Origin of the sequence: Sphingopyxis sp. (assembly GCF_016704835.1) — a bacterium.
Taxonomy (GTDB): Bacteria; Pseudomonadota; Alphaproteobacteria; order Sphingomonadales; family Sphingomonadaceae; genus Sphingopyxis.
Genome location: NZ_JADIZJ010000021.1, coordinates 935,320 through 949,193, shown reverse-complemented (window position 1 = coordinate 949,193; position 13,874 = coordinate 935,320). Strand labels below are relative to the sequence as shown.

18 protein-coding genes are annotated in these 13,874 nt (G+C 62.4%); 6 read left to right on the top strand and 12 right to left on the bottom strand.

Going from position 1 to position 13,874, the window contains the following annotated elements; translation table 11 throughout:
• Positions 1 to 5: 5 nt before the first annotated feature.
• The 9 genes from IPF76_RS19750 to IPF76_RS19710 all read right to left on the bottom strand — a co-directional run bounded on the left by IPF76_RS19750 (position 6) and on the right by IPF76_RS19710 (position 4,439).
• A complete protein-coding gene (locus tag IPF76_RS19750; protein ID WP_066213449.1) occupies positions 6 to 524 on the bottom strand; it encodes a hypothetical protein in 519 nt (172 codons plus the stop codon).
• The gene (locus IPF76_RS19745; protein ID WP_066213452.1) at positions 521 to 865 is read right to left on the bottom strand and encodes a hypothetical protein; all 345 of its coding nucleotides are present in this window, start codon (positions 863 to 865) and stop codon (positions 521 to 523) included. The genes IPF76_RS19750 and IPF76_RS19745 overlap by 4 nt, the downstream gene beginning before the upstream one ends.
• 7 nt (positions 866 to 872) lie before the next feature.
• Positions 873 to 1,157, bottom strand: a complete 285-nt coding sequence (locus tag IPF76_RS19740) for a hypothetical protein (RefSeq protein ID WP_082739420.1) — start codon at positions 1,155 to 1,157, stop codon at positions 873 to 875.
• Positions 1,154 to 1,630, bottom strand: a complete 477-nt coding sequence (locus IPF76_RS19735; protein ID WP_066213455.1) for a hypothetical protein — start codon at positions 1,628 to 1,630, stop codon at positions 1,154 to 1,156. The genes IPF76_RS19740 and IPF76_RS19735 overlap by 4 nt, the downstream gene beginning before the upstream one ends.
• Positions 1,631 to 1,720: 90 nt before the next feature.
• Positions 1,721 to 2,068 (bottom strand): hypothetical protein, encoded by a 348-nt coding sequence (locus tag IPF76_RS19730; RefSeq protein ID WP_066213458.1) that lies wholly within the window; start codon positions 2,066 to 2,068, stop codon positions 1,721 to 1,723.
• A gap of 162 nt (positions 2,069 to 2,230) precedes the next feature.
• Complete coding sequence (locus tag IPF76_RS19725; protein WP_066213464.1) at positions 2,231 to 2,755, bottom strand: DUF736 domain-containing protein; 525 nt, start codon at positions 2,753 to 2,755, stop codon at positions 2,231 to 2,233.
• Positions 2,756 to 2,920: 165 nt separating this feature from the next.
• Positions 2,921 to 3,595, bottom strand: a complete 675-nt coding sequence (locus IPF76_RS19720; protein WP_156445383.1) for a hypothetical protein — start codon at positions 3,593 to 3,595, stop codon at positions 2,921 to 2,923.
• Positions 3,596 to 3,677: 82 nt separating this feature from the next.
• Entirely contained in the window at positions 3,678 to 3,998 is a 321-nt protein-coding gene (locus IPF76_RS19715) for a hypothetical protein (protein ID WP_293847344.1), read from the bottom strand.
• 18 nt (positions 3,999 to 4,016) lie between these two features.
• Positions 4,017 to 4,439, bottom strand: a complete 423-nt coding sequence (locus IPF76_RS19710; RefSeq protein ID WP_066213815.1) for a DUF3768 domain-containing protein — start codon at positions 4,437 to 4,439, stop codon at positions 4,017 to 4,019.
• A 106-nt stretch (positions 4,440 to 4,545) separates the two neighbouring features.
• Between IPF76_RS19710 and IPF76_RS19705 the strand changes: the two genes are divergently transcribed.
• The 6 genes from IPF76_RS19705 (at position 4,546) to IPF76_RS19680 (ending at position 12,115) form a co-directional block, all read left to right on the top strand.
• On the top strand, positions 4,546 to 5,022 hold the full coding sequence (locus IPF76_RS19705; RefSeq protein ID WP_066213812.1) for a hypothetical protein: 477 nt from the start codon (positions 4,546 to 4,548) through the stop codon (positions 5,020 to 5,022).
• A 188-nt stretch (positions 5,023 to 5,210) separates the two neighbouring features.
• The gene (locus tag IPF76_RS19700; RefSeq protein ID WP_066213810.1) at positions 5,211 to 6,572 is read left to right on the top strand and encodes a metallophosphoesterase; all 1,362 of its coding nucleotides are present in this window, start codon (positions 5,211 to 5,213) and stop codon (positions 6,570 to 6,572) included.
• Entirely contained in the window at positions 6,572 to 7,600 is a 1,029-nt protein-coding gene (locus tag IPF76_RS19695) for a GTPase-associated system all-helical protein GASH (RefSeq protein ID WP_066213807.1), read from the top strand. Before IPF76_RS19700 ends, IPF76_RS19695 begins: the two co-directional genes overlap by 1 nt.
• Before the next feature lie 104 nt (positions 7,601 to 7,704).
• Entirely contained in the window at positions 7,705 to 8,628 is a 924-nt protein-coding gene (locus tag IPF76_RS19690; protein WP_293847340.1) for a hypothetical protein, read from the top strand.
• Positions 8,625 to 9,470 (top strand): hypothetical protein, encoded by an 846-nt coding sequence (locus tag IPF76_RS19685; RefSeq protein WP_066213802.1) that lies wholly within the window; start codon positions 8,625 to 8,627, stop codon positions 9,468 to 9,470. Before IPF76_RS19690 ends, IPF76_RS19685 begins: the two co-directional genes overlap by 4 nt.
• 2 nt (positions 9,471 to 9,472) lie before the next feature.
• On the top strand, positions 9,473 to 12,115 hold the full coding sequence (locus IPF76_RS19680; protein ID WP_066213797.1) for a hypothetical protein: 2,643 nt from the start codon (positions 9,473 to 9,475) through the stop codon (positions 12,113 to 12,115).
• 205 nt (positions 12,116 to 12,320) lie between these two features.
• Here IPF76_RS19680 and IPF76_RS19675 read toward each other — a convergent pair whose 3' ends face one another.
• Genes IPF76_RS19675 through IPF76_RS19665 form a run of 3 tightly spaced genes read right to left on the bottom strand, consistent with a single transcriptional unit; the run spans position 12,321 to position 13,840 of the window.
• Positions 12,321 to 12,545 carry a hypothetical protein gene (locus IPF76_RS19675; RefSeq protein WP_066213821.1) on the bottom strand — a complete coding sequence of 75 codons (225 nt, stop codon included), beginning with the start codon at positions 12,543 to 12,545 and terminating at the stop codon, positions 12,321 to 12,323.
• A 22-nt stretch (positions 12,546 to 12,567) separates the two neighbouring features.
• Positions 12,568 to 13,173 (bottom strand): hypothetical protein, encoded by a 606-nt coding sequence (locus tag IPF76_RS19670; protein ID WP_231729300.1) that lies wholly within the window; start codon positions 13,171 to 13,173, stop codon positions 12,568 to 12,570.
• A 10-nt stretch (positions 13,174 to 13,183) separates the two neighbouring features.
• A complete protein-coding gene (locus tag IPF76_RS19665; RefSeq protein WP_066213793.1) occupies positions 13,184 to 13,840 on the bottom strand; it encodes a hypothetical protein in 657 nt (218 codons plus the stop codon).
• Positions 13,841 to 13,874 lie beyond the last annotated feature (34 nt).

Here is a 13,874-nt window from a genome sequence, read left to right as displayed (position 1 = left end):
TCCCCCTACCCTCCCGTCGGCATCGCCGGGGTAACGCCCGCCCCGCGTGCGGCCAGCATGGGGCCGTAGGTAGCTTCAAGATTGCGGTGGAGGACCGCGTTTGCGGGCGGAAAGATGCTGCCGTCGTCGCGCGGCCGCGTGATCTGGAACGCGCCAGCGATCACCTCGGCAAAAGGGCGCACGCATGGAAATCCCGAACCTGCGTAAGTGACCGGCGGCGGGAACCCCGCGCTGATCCAGCTTGACGGCACGTCCAGCCCATTGAGCCAGCGCCGGGCGCTGGGCGGCAGTACCGCCACCAGCGAGACGATCCACAGCGTCCGGTACGTCCCGAAATCATGAGCGTTGGCGATCGCCGCGAATTCCAGCGGTTCAGGCGGCGGGCCGTTGACCGCGATCACCGCTGCCTGAAAGGCGCGCAGCTCATGTCTGTTGACGCGCTCGAAATCGGGGGTTCGGCCGAGCTGGGCGCAGGGCTCGTTCGCTGGCCCTGCCCCGAGTTCGAGGAGCCTGTGGCGGGTCACGCAGCAGCCTCCCCTGCCCCATCGGGATACCAGGCGAGTTCCACCGCGTAAGGGTTATCGACATCGTAGGCGGCGATACGGGCCGAGGTGATCCAGGTCTCCGGATCGCGCAGCGCAACATAGCCGCCGTAGAAACGGCCATCGCGGCTGACGAACTGGGCGTGGATGTCCTCGGCTACCGCTTCGGAGACGAAGAAGCCGGCCGCGCCGCGGATATGGGCCGGGGGAAGAACACCCAGCATTTCGTCATGGAAGACCTCGGTCACCCGCGAGAGCGGGAACTGCGCGAGCGTGCGGCCGCGTTCATCAGACGGCGACGCTGCAGAATCGGGATCGGTCATGGGAGCCTCATTCGTAACGGGGTGGGGCTTGCGGGAAGCGGGGCGGAGCCATGTGTTCGAACAGGCAGGCGCGGTAGCGGCCGCCGACGTAGAGCACGGAATCAAGGCGGCAATGGCCGCGCTGGACCAGGTCGAGCAGCCGATTGGCGCGCACCGCGAGCCGCGCTGCAGCAGCTTCGGTAAGGCAGACCCGGTGTAGGCGGACGAGTTCGCCGGTGTCGAACCACCATCCACCTTCCTCCGGCCCGCCGTAAGCGCGATCGACCGCGTAAAAGGCGACGACGTATTTCATGGTAGAGCGCCCTCCCGGGGCGGTTCGGCGCGTGAGATAATGACGAGCGGCGGGACGGTGATCTCGGCCTTGGCCATCGCCCGTTTGAGGTCACGCAGCCGGGTGAAGCCCCTGATCCAGGACGGCGGGAAGAGGACATATTCGTCTTCGCTCGCCGTGTAGTCGCGCATGGGCCCCGTGCCGTCGAACACGACAATCTCGGGGAGATAGGCCCCGGGACAGCCGCCCGACCAGCGCCGGAAGATCAACCCGTGCTCGATGCAGAACGCGTCGACCTCCGTGACCTGCCCACCGTTGAGTTCGGTGCCGTAGAGCTCGAGCGACTCGCCCTCGGTTACCGCCGCCGGACCGAACGGCTCGCCGTCCCATTCGGTGCGCAGATCGTATTCCTCGGCGCAGGCTGCGAGGTCGGCCAGAAGGTCGCGGCGCAGCGCGCCGCCGATGGTGATGTGAACGGGGGCTCTGTCGCCCATGGTACGTGTCCTTTCGCAATAGGTTGATCCGACCGCGATCGCCCCTCTCCCCTCACCAGCCTCTTGCGCGAGCAAGGGCGTCCGGCGCGTTCAGGCTGGCAGCAGCGGCACAAGGTTGGGGTCGAGCGAAAACCCGAGGCAGCGCGCCAGCTCGGCCGCGTGCTCGAAGTCGGCAGTCGTCACATGAAGCAACCGGGCGATGTCGGCCAGCGTCTCGCTTTCGCGGGGCGGCGCTACGCTGTGAAGCTTTCCTGCTTCTGCGGTCACCGCGAAGGGCCAGGTCATGGCGACGGCAATCACGCGCTCGGGCAGCACGATCAGGGTATCGCCAGTTTTGATGCTCTCGTCGCATTGCGACGCGTCATAGGCATTGCCGGTAGTCGCAAAGGCATGGTGCCGCCGCGTGTCGAAGGCGAAGCGTTCGCTATCTGTGAACATGAAGTGTCTCCGTTGCCGCCCATGCAAAAGAAGAGGCGGAACGCCGGGCGGGGGGATGGCCGGCGTTCCGCCTCAGGCCGCAAGTGGGGCGAGCCTGCGGCCATTGCGTGGGAACGGGGACCCGCGATTGGGTCCCCGTTCGGTCGGAGGTGCGGGATGGACTCAGGCGTCGACGAGCGGCGGCAGCGCGCCTTCGTGTTCGGCGCCGTCCTTGGCATTGGCGCGGCCGCGCTTGCCCGGCGGCGTAGCGGTGCTGTCGCCGAGGCCATCGCCGTTATGCCCGTCACTGGCCTCACCGGCATCGGCTGCCTCGCCGCCGGTGAACATGTCGCCATCGCCGTATTCGCTCGAACCCAGCTGGCTGTTGCGGCGGCGCGGACGCTGCCAGGCGATGGCCATCGTGCCGTCCTCGCGCGGGAAGGCGGCGATATAGAGCGGCTGCGACATCGACGGATCGTCGATCTTGCCCTGGTAGAAGATCTCGCCGGTCGAGTTCGAGGCGAGTTCGAACAGAGCGCCGACGGCAACCCAGCGGCGCTGATCGTTGAGCGCGACGATTTCGTACTTGGGCGCGCGGGCGTTGCTGGAGCTGACCGGCCGCAGGCCGATGGTGCGCGTCATCGTCAACGTTTCGACAGTGCCGATCAGCTGGCCGCTGGCGTTCTTCTTGATTTCACCGATGTTCATGGACGTTCTCCTGGTAGGACTGAATGTTGGATTGAATGCGACCGAACCCCTTGTCCGATCACTCATTCCCCCCCCCCCCTTCCCTCCCGGCCGTCAGGCCGAGCTGCGGGCCCTGCCCGCAGTCCTTCTCTGGCACCCTCCATCGGGGACATTCGTCAGCGTGTTTCAGGCGGGCAGACATGCAGGCAGCGCGAGCCATTCGGGCTGGTCGCCCGCAATTGGCAGATCGGTGCTCAGCGCCTGGTTCTCGGTGAAGACGTCGGCAGTATCGAGCGTTCCAAACCCGTCTTTACTGTTCCAGAACAGCAGACCCTCTTCGGGATCACGCGTGGCGATGACCAGTTTGGGGGCGAAGTGGACTGTATCGTGGACCTTGCTGGTCTCGATCCAGTGGATGCCGGCGGCATCGATCATAAACCCGCCGCCGCCGAAGGCATCCGGCTGATGACGATCGCTGTCGTAAGACCAGGTCGCCGCTACCGGGAGCGACTGCGTGATCGTGCGGTGCAGCAGGGCGGCAACCGCGTCAGGCTCGAACTGGTCGGCGGTGGCGAACACCCGGACCGATCCGTCATCCTGCTCATCGAAGGCAAAGTCGGTGCCAAAGGTCGGGAAGTCGCAGTCGGGGAAGATGGCGAGGAACCCCGATATCACTTCCTCGCCGGTAGGCGGGAAGATCATCCGAAACGCCTCAGACAAGCCAAGCCAGCGCTGGATGATGGTTTCAGCGTCGGGTTGATCTTCGACGAATTGCGCCAGCGCGACGGCCTCGCGCAGCAGGCCGCATTCGTCGGCGGTGATATGCAAGACAAAGCAGGAGTGCGTGTAGCAGTTGGACATGGGTGGTGATCCCTTGTTGGATGGAACCGGGCAAACGAGATCGGTGCCCGGGAGCGGACAGCGCCGGTGGGCGGCGTGCGGTTCAGCCAGGGGCTGAACGGGAGCGCCCGAGGAGTTCTTCGAGCAGCTTGCTTGCCGGTCGGTCCGGATTGTGGGGACAGGCGAGCCGGTCGATCTCGAGTTGGCGCGCGAGGCCATCCGGAATTTCCGCATAGGCAGAAGCTATGGCGATGATCTCGCACGGCGCGCCGATCTCGCGCGGACTGGTCCCGCGCCACAGCCGGATGTCGGGCTCGCGGTCGCGGTCGGGCGTACCAAACACCGTCACGAAATAGGTGCCGAGGCCCGGGTCCCAGCCCAGCGCGATCTCGAACAGGTCGGTGTGATGGGCGAGCGGCCGCAATGAAAAGCGCGACATGGCTCAGTAGTCGGTCGCGAGCATAATGGTGACGACACGGAAGCTCGTCTTGGCGTCCCAGGGCGTCTCGGCGCCCCATGAATAGGTTCCATCGTTCTCGTAGACATCGACCTTCCAGAAGATCTTGCGCTCAAGATACGTCACCACCCCGAAGTCCCGCTCTCCGTGTGGATCGTTGCCAGGATCGATCGGGGTCTCGTTGATCAACCGACGCATGGCGCACTGGCCCTGGAACAGCCTGACCTGGCGGATCGCGGGATCGTCCGAGCCCCCTGCCAGCAGGTCGGCGAGCGCACGGGTGAGCACCGTCCGGGAATTTGCCAATGTGCCGGACCGGGCAGCGTCGTTGAGCCGGGCAACTTCGGCGGTCCTCGTGGTCTCTTGGGCTTCGGGCGACGGGGCGACGGGGGCGACGCTGGTGGTCATGGGCAGGCTCCTTCAATTGATCACCGGTTCATCCCCCCTCCCCTCCCTTCCCCAATTGACGGGGTCAGAGCGTTCACGCTACGTTCCGAACTCGAAAGGAATTGCGATGAAGTTGGATGACGTTCTGGGCGGGTTCGATCTCGACACCGTGCTGCGCGATGTGTCGTGTGACGCAGTCAGACGCGCGATTGCCGCGCTGTGCATCGGGGTTGGTATCGACGATGCCTGGCTATCTGTGCGCGAACTGCGCGAGGCAGTGTCCCTGGTCCACGAAGGCGCGGATGGCGGACGCGCGCGGCTTGCAACAATCCTGAGCACGGCTTGCGACGATTTTCAGCGGGCGATTTATTACTGCCTCGCCGGGCGAGGCGTCGGCGAAATGGCGGAAGCGATGGATTGGCTGCTGGCCATCCTCAAGGCGCGTGGCCGCACGGCTGCCTGGCTGAGCCGGTTACGCGTTCACCGCAGGGATTTGGTATCGCCCTACGTGAGCGAGGCCCCCGACGGGCCGCTAGTGTCACCCGATGCGGATTTTGAGCTTGGCCGCTCATGGTTCGTTGATCGGGGACCTGGTTCATACTGAAGGTGAGTGTCGCAACGTTCTCCGACCTGCTGCCGCGCGCGAAAGACAAACAGGCTTCGTCCACAAACGCCTTTAGCCTCAGATAAACCGTACCGTTCGTCATTGATATTTGGCATTTCCGATAGAAATACTCTCTGCGAGCACCTACATCCGTTCCTGTCGCACATTGATTGCGAATTGGGGGGTTAATGTCGGCCATCTTCGTCCACGTATCTGACATTCACTTCGGGCAGGAACGCGACCATGTCGTTCACATCCATGACGATGTGAAGAAGGAGTTGGTTGCGGACGCTGCGGAGGTGATCGCCGGTTCGCCATCCGGCGCGGCGCAAGGAATCCTCGTAACGGGCGACGTCGCGTTTTCGGGCAAGGCCGAACAATACGAAGCCGCCGGCAAATGGCTGGATGCACTCGCTGAAGGGATTGGGTGCCCCATACATCGGGTTCAGATGGTCCCCGGCAATCACGACCTCGATCGGGACAAGCTATCTATAGGCGGAAGTAAACTCCTCGAGTTCATCCGGGCGGGAGGTCCGGCGGAATACGAAAAGGTCATCGCAAACGAGAATGACCGCGCGACGCTCTTCTCCAGGTTCGAGGATTACGGCCGGTTCTGCATTGGCTACAATTGCGGACTCGATGAGGAAGCGAAATACGCGACTAACCTTCGCATTGAAGTAGGGCGGGACCGCTGGATCAGGTTCATCCGGCTCAATTCCTCGCTACTTTGCCATGGCGAAGAGCGCGACGACCAGCCGGAGCTGGTGATGGGCGAACGTCAATTCGTTATCCCCCGGCACGCAGGTGAGGAAAACGTCGTCCTCGTCCATCATCCGCTGAACTGGTACAAGGATGCTGTTGATGTGCGTCAGTATGTGCGCAGCCGGGCGCGGGTGTTGATCTCCGGCCACGAGCACGATCCGAAAGTCGAGGTCGAGGAGGTCGAGGAGGGCTGCGATCTCATGATGCTCGCAGCCGGCGCCGCTGTCCCGTTCAGGTCGAATGACATCTTCACCTACACCTACAACGTCATAGAATTCGACTGGGACGAGGGCACGGACAATCTCGTCGTCACAATGCACCCGCGCACGTGGAACCCAGTGAAGACCTGTTTCGAGCCGGATAACAAGCGGCTGGGCGGGAAGAAGCCGCGTTTCACGCTAGGTTCGCCGAACTTCAAGAAGATCGGTCAGGTTCCAGTCCGTCCGGGGCAGATAGCGGATGTCGTTGAGGATGATTCTGCGGCTGAACCGGTCGTCGAGTTGGTCCCCGCCGAAGGCTTTGAGACCAGTGCAGAGGAGACACCGCCAATGCCGCCGGATGCCGAAGGCTACGAACTCGCCCTGCTGCGATTCTTTCGCGACCTCTACGAAAACGAGCGGCTGAAGATCCTCGTCGAACTCGATGCCATCCCGGCCGAGTCTAACGAGCGGATCAACCAGGGCTTGGAGCGCAGGCTATTTGACTGGCTCGCCCGGGAAGGCAGACTCCCCGATTTGATTTTGATGATCGACAGGCTGATAGGCGAACGAGACGAGAGGGACGCGTAATGGACAACCTTCCAGTACACATGAGGATTACTTCGCTCACGCCGACGAACGAGGACGTCGATGCGCGGCGGACAACTATAGGCGAGCTTTCGGGCGTGTGGGGCAAGATTAGCAACATCGGCGAGATCCTCTGCAAGGCGGAGATGATCGCACAGTCACTGGGGGGTGACGGCCAGCCCAATGAGAACCTTGGTATGGAAGTGCAGGAGGGATTGCAGAAACACGCATCCGCCTTTCTATACGAGGAGAGCCCGCTTGATGTCGGCGTATGTGCCGGTCTCGCAATCGTATCCATTCTTCGCACAGCGCCGAGCACGAGCGGGTGGACCACCGCAGATGTCTATTCGAACGCCGTATGGTCGGCATTGGCTTTCCAGCCGCCGGTGACAGAGGAGAAGCGCGAGAAGTTGCGTCGCGAGGTGCTTGATCTTGCGCAGCAGCGTAGCCGTTCGGCTGCGAACAAGGTGCGTGAACGAAGTGTGGTTCCAGACATGGGCGACTTGACCGTTACGATTGCTCAGGAAGGCAATCCTACCACGACGTTCAAGAAGGCTACTGGGGGCACCATTGAGGCGCTCCGCCGTAACGCTACACTTGATCGAGAAGAGTTAGACTTCCTGTGGTGGGTGCTGTTGAATCGCAGTCGGCTGCTTAAGCGCCCAATCGGCGCGATGGCCGAGCCGTTGCGCCTCGTCGCCTCCGGTATCGAAGCAGCAAGCCACCTGCGCCGGCTTCCCGCCGACCTGCACCACGATCTCGTGCTCCGCACAGTCGAAAAGGACCCCGAGCTCGATCTGAAGGAGTTGATAGGGGTGATCGGCGAAGACCGGACCTTGCTTGCAGCCTCCTTCAACGCGAGTCGCGTTGCCGATCACTCGTCCGTATTTCCGCTCCTCCACGCCCTCACCACAGGCAAAGTCGATGCTACAGGATCCGGCGAGAAGCGAAAGGCATCTACATGGGCTGGCCGTGCCCTGCTTGAGGCAGGTCTGAATCGTATGTGCGATCAAGGGATCATGAAGCTGTGAGCTCCGCTTGCAGTTTCGATGGTTGTGCGGTCGGAGAGACTGGTGTGTGTGCACTGGAGCGTGATCCGGTCACCTGCGAGAACCGGATCGGCAAGGCGGCGGCAGTGACCACTGGTGTTTCGGTCGATGTAGTCGATCCGTCCGACCCAACTACTTTGTCAGCTATAGGCTCACCCGTGCTCGAACGGCCGACTGGCACCTCCTCATTCCCTTCGAGTCGAATTCTCGGTCCCGACGCAATCTCCAAGATGATGGCCTCGCGCTACGTGACAGTAATCGGTATCCTTGGCGATCCGGAGTCGGGCAAGACTGCCTGCCTTGCCAGCCTATACCTGATGATCTCGAACGCTGAACTGGCAGGATGGAAATTCGCCGACAGCAAGAGCCTAATGGCTTTCGAGGACATCGCGCGCGGCTCGCGTGAGTGGAATGCGGGGAACCCGCCCGAGCAAATGACTGTTCACACTGAACTGTCCGACGAACGGCGGCCCGGGTTCCTGCATTTGCGCCTAGTCCGAGATTCGGACGGCCGGAGGGTCGATCTGGCTCTGCCCGACCTACCAGGGGAATGGACTACGGAGTTGGTCAGCACCTCGCGGACCGATCGCTTTGAATTTCTAAGAGCCGCCGAGGTGATCTGGGTCGTGCTAGACGGTCGCGCGCTTGAGAATAAAGAGCGTCGGCAGGGCGTCATATCGCGGGTAGGCCAGCTTGCTGGTCGGCTTGGGACGCTTTTCAGCGGTGAAATACCGAAGCTGATGCTCGTGATCACTCATCGCGATTCCGGTGAGCTGTCGGCCGCCGTCACGACCCGCCTCACGGCGGAGTTGGCGAAGCGCGACGTGGCAGCAACCGTCCTGGCGGTTGCGCCGTTCTCCGATAACGACGAGCAGGTGAAAGCTGGCTTCGGCCTCGACGAACTTATCGCGGCCTCCACTACCAGCGACCTGCCTGCCATGGAATTCTGGCCCTCCTCTGACCCTGTGGAGGGCTCTCGCTCATACATTGGGTACAGGAGGGATCGGTGAACCGCTCGATCGTGCTTCTTGGCGGTCCCGACTCCGGCAAGACTAACTTCGTCGGGCGCGTTTGGCCTGCGCTCGACGCCGGAACCGGCCGATTGCATGCGGCCGTGCAGCCCGAGGACATCCGCTTCGTCCTCGATGTCGCCGATCACTTGTATTCCGGCAACTTCGCGCCGCGATCCGAGCACGCTGACGACCGGCGCGACTTCGAGGTGGTCGTGGCGGCCGAAAAGGGTGGAGAACAAACGACGATTGTGATTCCCGACATCTCAGGGGAATTATGGCTGAACGCAGCCGAGCATGGCGAAGTCTCGACATCGCTGATGGAGGAAATGCGTTCGGCCAACGGGGCATTGCTATTCGTCCGCGTCAACTCGGAAGCTGACATCCGCCCTTTGAACTGGGTGACTTCGAAGCAGCATCTCGCCAAGCTTGGCAATGCCGAAGATCAGGGGCTCCCAACCCAAGTCATGCTGTGCGAGCTGCTTCGATTCCTTGAGACCTCGCTATCGAAACGCCCGGACGGCCAGCCGCCTCGTGTCTCCATCGTGGTCAGTGCCTGGGACATCATCGATCAAGAGAAATTCGTGATGGGACCGAAAGCTTGGCTCGAACGCGAGTATCCGCTGCTCGCGGGTCGCCTAGATGACATTGAGGGGATCGATCTGCGGGTCTTTGGCCTCAGCGTGGTCGGCGGTGATCTAAAGGCCGACGAGAATTGCCGAGACGATGTGCAGGAGAATGGATTGGACGGTCGGGGATGGGTAGCCGTGCAGGATGACGAGGGCATCTGGCACAAGGATCCAGATCTGACTCTGCCAATTGCGTGGGCGGTCGGTAGCTGACCGTGATCATCGTCGAGCGTCAAGTCCATGGATACCGGCAAGGGCATCAGCTCCTCGCCGCATCTGCGCAGCTTCCAAAGGAGGACCAGTCGGTCATTGATCGGCTGTCTGATGTCGCAGGGCCGCTACGTCCACGTGAAAGGTTTGAATCCTATCTGACGGCCTATCCACTCCCGAGTGGCGAAAGCTTCGTGCTGGCGCGGACATGGCAGGACCTGACGGTCGCCCGCGCCGGATGCGTGCGGACCTTGAGTCTGATCATTCCCATGAAGGGCTGGGCAGAGGCTGAGGGGCTGTCGGCCTATCTCGAACTGGTAGACATCGATCGGCTTCCTGACGCCAGCGACGCGACCCGGGTCGTTGTGCAGACGACGTCGCCGGAGCCTCTTCCGCCCGTACCAGGGTTTGTTGGTAGTGAGCTGCTGGAAGCGCTTTTCCTCGAAGAGTCGAGACCGGTTGTCGTTCTTGATGCAGTCGCTCCCGATCTTATCGCCACGCGCCTGCTTACCGCACTGTGGCCTTCGCTTCGCCGGCAATTTGCGTTATCGACATTCGCGCTGTCACCCCGCAAGGTCGCGGGCCGCGATTTCGACCTAGTGTTCGCGCCGAAGGATGCGCGGGCGAAGTTCGCGGATTGGAACGGTCGCCGTGTGGATGGCCGCTCGATTCAGGGTGGTCGGCATCGGTGGACCGATACGATCGTGTCCCGAGTTTTCGACCAACCCTTTCCGAAGTTGCTCTCCGCCAACGAGATTGGATTGGTTGGCGGAGGCGATCAGGACATCGATAACGCAGCCGCGTTTCGCATCGCACTGCTTTGGGACGAATTGGTCGCGAAGCTGCACACCACGCCGACGGCGGCGCTTGGGCTATTGGACATAGCCAACTCCGGCAAAGTCCGTGACTCTCTCGCCCTTGAAGCGGTCGAGCCGTCGATTGCGGATGCTGCGCACCAGGCTTCCGTGACTTTCCCCGAGGTTGAGGCATGGAGCTTCCTCGGCGCCATCGCCCGGAAGCTTCAGGGACGGTCGATGCCCAGGGGCCTAGCTGCGGTCGCCGAGGCGGTCGAGCAGCTCGCTGCGCGTGCGCCGGAGGGCGCCGTGGCGCTTCTTTCACAGGAGGATCCGCGCGGTGTAGCCGCCGACCTGCTGCCGAGGATTGCGTCGGGCATTGGAAACACGTTCACGGACCGTTCGCAGCGAGCGCTGCTCGAAGCTGATCCTGCGGTGCTGGGGCGGCTGCTGGCCCAAGGTGGGTCTCTGATCGGGCGTATTGCCGATGACCGCCCACTAGTCGAACGCCTCGAACTGGTCCTCCCGCAGCTGGATTCTGCCACTCTCGATGTGATTTGCCGGGTATTGTTGCCGTTTTTGACAGAGGATTGGCAGATTCCCGCCGCCGAACCTCTGCTCGACCGGCTGGACGGGTCGCAGTTGGTGATGGAATTACGGCACCTTGGTGAGGTCAACGACTTTGGTGCGGAACAGCTCTCCGGATTGGTTTTGGACAAAGCGCTTTTCGCCTCTTCAAGAATGGATGTGCGGGCGGCGCTTGTATCGCTTTCACCCACTGCACGTCGCGATGTCATGATTACGCGGACACTAATTCCCGGCGTCGAAGATGCGCGTTGGCTCGCGGACAGCGATGCGCTCGATCTGGCAGCAGTAACTGCGATGCTGCTCGATCTGCTGCGTCAAGCCGACGACCGTCAGTTCGCTGCTATACTCATTGACCAGCAGGTAGGGGAGCGCGCGATCGACATGCTGGCGACGCGGGCTCCCGATCTGCTGCTACGTGCCGTGTCCGGCGATGTTCTTCCGATCGCGAGGTTTGTCACAATCCTGCCGCGCGTACTCGATGGGCTGGCCGACGACACAAAGGTGAAACTTGCAAAGCATGCTCTCAACCGTTGCCTCGGCTGCCGCTTCGGCGATGGCGAGGTTGCGTTCCTAGCATCGATGCTCAGCACAGTGGGAGACCAACTTGATGGCGCGTGGGCTGCCCGAATCGGCTTGGAGAAGAACGTCGATGCGGTGATTGCCAGCCGGAACATGGTTGCCTTTGGGAAAGCAACACATCCGGCGAGGCTTCGGTTGATCTGGTCGATCGCGGAGGTAGCTCAGATCCTGCGGGATCGTCGCGGCTTCGATCTGAACAAGGAGGCGGTCGAGGCCTGCGCAGCCTTCATGTTCGACGCTGAGAAGGTCGCGCCAAAGGCTCTCTTGGCGGCTGCAGGCTACCTCTTGCCGACGCTGCTGCGTTCGCGCAACCAGCCCGTATCGCTGATGATCGCAGCGGCGTTCCCTCCTATGCATCGTGAGTTAGCGAAGTCTGACGACGTTCCCGAAATCTTCAAGTTCATACCTTTTCTAGACTGGGATCGATGCAAGGCGGCACGGCGTGAGCTCGTCGACGCCTTTATGTCATCGACGTGGCCGCCCCACGACCTCGCCCTGACCGCGTGCCGCACCAACGAAGTGGCCAAGATCTTGCGGCGAGTGGCCAAGCAACACAACGGTGAGACTTACATCAAGCGGATCGCCTCCGACCTCGATAAGCTGCCGGAAAACTGCAGGAAGGCCGTCAAAAACGTGATTTCTCAGGCGCAGGCCAATCCTGCGGCGAAGTACGATTGGCGCGATTGAGCACGTCGTCGTGAGCGTTCGGACAAGCTAAGGTCGCCGTCTCGCGCTATCCGGCAAGTGTCATCTCGCCATGCCCGATCAGGGTGATAGGGTCGGGTTTGTCGGGGGGATTGCCTGATCGGGCGTCATGTCCCTGCCCAGCGGTTAAAGATTGCACATGCCCGAAGATTAGGCAGATGCGACGGGAAAGGCGATAGGCAGCCGATCAGGGCTCATCATCATTGCAGGTGACCACCCGCGAGACCGTGCGCCCCTGCGGCGCGTTGCTGGCCAGCACGACCCGGAAGGGCTGAAGCGGATTGCCAGTCTTGACCACCGCGGTGTCGCTGAGGATGCGGTCGGCCACCTGCGTCGCGACGCGGTTGGCGTTCTCGATGCTGCACAGCTTGGCACGCTTGGCGGAACGCTTGGGAGAGACTGGGTCTGTCATGGTCTTGCTCTGATGTCCGCTGTCATGTGGCATGGGGCGCAAGCGGCGCAGGAACGATCGTCCACGCGCGCGTCATCAGTGAGGATATGCGCACCCCGACGCCGTCGCTGGCCCGGCGCAAGCTTACCTTTTTGCCCGCTTGCACGACCCGGAAGCTGCGTTCGGCTTGGCCATCGGTGAACGTCAGCGCCTCGGGCAGGACCAGAGTATCGCCGGGGGCGGGTTTGCGCCGCGTGGTGAGCGCGAGACGCTGGCGGCATTGCTCGCGCCACTGCGCCGCGTAGTCGTTGCCGGGTGGCCCCAGAAGATCGAGGATCGAAGCCGGGCAATCGTATTTGTAGGGGCCCATCATTTCGTCCTGGTCCTTGTAGGCGAAGAGGTAGCCATCGCGAGCGGCGGGATTCCATTTGATCAGGCAGATGATCGCGAATGTCTGTTCCGGGCCGTCGGCCGTGTAGCTCTGGCAGGCGGCGTAATATGCGTTCGAGCGAACGGTCGACTTGAGCACGCGAAGGCCCTTGTCCCGGCCCTTCTCCGGGTCCGGCGTATAAGTGCATTGGTTGTCGAGGTAAGCCTTGGGCGTGGCAAAGGTCGCCATGCCGGATCGGGTCATCGAGAGCCAGCCCATGAGGGTTCTCCTATACGAGTTCAGGTTGTCGGCGCGTAATCGCAAGGCCCGTTTCCCGGGTGACGAGCGCTGTGAAGCGGACGGGATCGACGAGGACGGCGATATCGCAGAAGTTGTTGTGCTCGCCCCGGTAATCCTGGCGACCTTTGCAACGGCGGAACATGACCTCACGGCCGTGTCCGAACGAAGAGGTCGTGACCTGGATGTATATCTCGTCGGCGTGGAGGGTGATTTCACCGGAGACGGCTGGGCCTGCCATGTTGTTGCGGAGGTCATATTGATCATGATCCAGCCCCAGATGGCGGGCGGCGATGCGCAGCGCCGAACGGGCTTCGCGGTGGAAGGCACGTTTGGCTTCCGGGTCATAGCTGATCCCGCGGCGGGCCAGTGCGACAAGCGCGGGCTTGGACTTCAGTTCGTCGATCCGGGTGAGGCACTGCCGGCGCAAGGGCAGATCTTCCTCATATGTGGCATCGGCCGGATTGCCGAGTGCGATGCGCCCGACATGCCGGGCGAGGAGGATGGTTGCCGGGTCGCGCGCAGCATCAACGCCTGCATTGCGTGCATCCTGCATCGCATCAACCACGGCCTGGGTGGCGGTAGCGATCGTGCACAGCGCGTCTGGTTGGAGGGCACGGCGATAGCGAAAATCGAGGTCATAGTTCATGGCGGCTGGCTCCTTGACGCACTTGGGCGCAGCC

Coding starts and splice junctions, on each gene's coding strand:
- IPF76_RS19735 (WP_066213455.1), bottom strand. CDS start 1,630: ATGGGCGACAGAGCCCCCGTTCACATCACCATCGGCGGCGCGCTGCGC.
- IPF76_RS19695 (WP_066213807.1), top strand. CDS start 6,572: ATGGACAACCTTCCAGTACACATGAGGATTACTTCGCTCACGCCGACG.
- IPF76_RS19705 (WP_066213812.1), top strand. CDS start 4,546: ATGAAGTTGGATGACGTTCTGGGCGGGTTCGATCTCGACACCGTGCTG.
- IPF76_RS19730 (WP_066213458.1), bottom strand. CDS start 2,068: ATGTTCACAGATAGCGAACGCTTCGCCTTCGACACGCGGCGGCACCAT.
- IPF76_RS19740 (WP_082739420.1), bottom strand. CDS start 1,157: ATGAAATACGTCGTCGCCTTTTACGCGGTCGATCGCGCTTACGGCGGG.
- IPF76_RS19675 (WP_066213821.1), bottom strand. CDS start 12,545: ATGACAGACCCAGTCTCTCCCAAGCGTTCCGCCAAGCGTGCCAAGCTG.
- IPF76_RS19670 (WP_231729300.1), bottom strand. CDS start 13,173: ATGGGCTGGCTCTCGATGACCCGATCCGGCATGGCGACCTTTGCCACG.
- IPF76_RS19665 (WP_066213793.1), bottom strand. CDS start 13,840: ATGAACTATGACCTCGATTTTCGCTATCGCCGTGCCCTCCAACCAGAC.
- IPF76_RS19700 (WP_066213810.1), top strand. CDS start 5,211: ATGTCGGCCATCTTCGTCCACGTATCTGACATTCACTTCGGGCAGGAA.
- IPF76_RS19710 (WP_066213815.1), bottom strand. CDS start 4,439: ATGACCACCAGCGTCGCCCCCGTCGCCCCGTCGCCCGAAGCCCAAGAG.
- IPF76_RS19720 (WP_156445383.1), bottom strand. CDS start 3,595: ATGTCCAACTGCTACACGCACTCCTGCTTTGTCTTGCATATCACCGCC.
- IPF76_RS19725 (WP_066213464.1), bottom strand. CDS start 2,755: ATGAACATCGGTGAAATCAAGAAGAACGCCAGCGGCCAGCTGATCGGC.
- IPF76_RS19745 (WP_066213452.1), bottom strand. CDS start 865: ATGACCGATCCCGATTCTGCAGCGTCGCCGTCTGATGAACGCGGCCGC.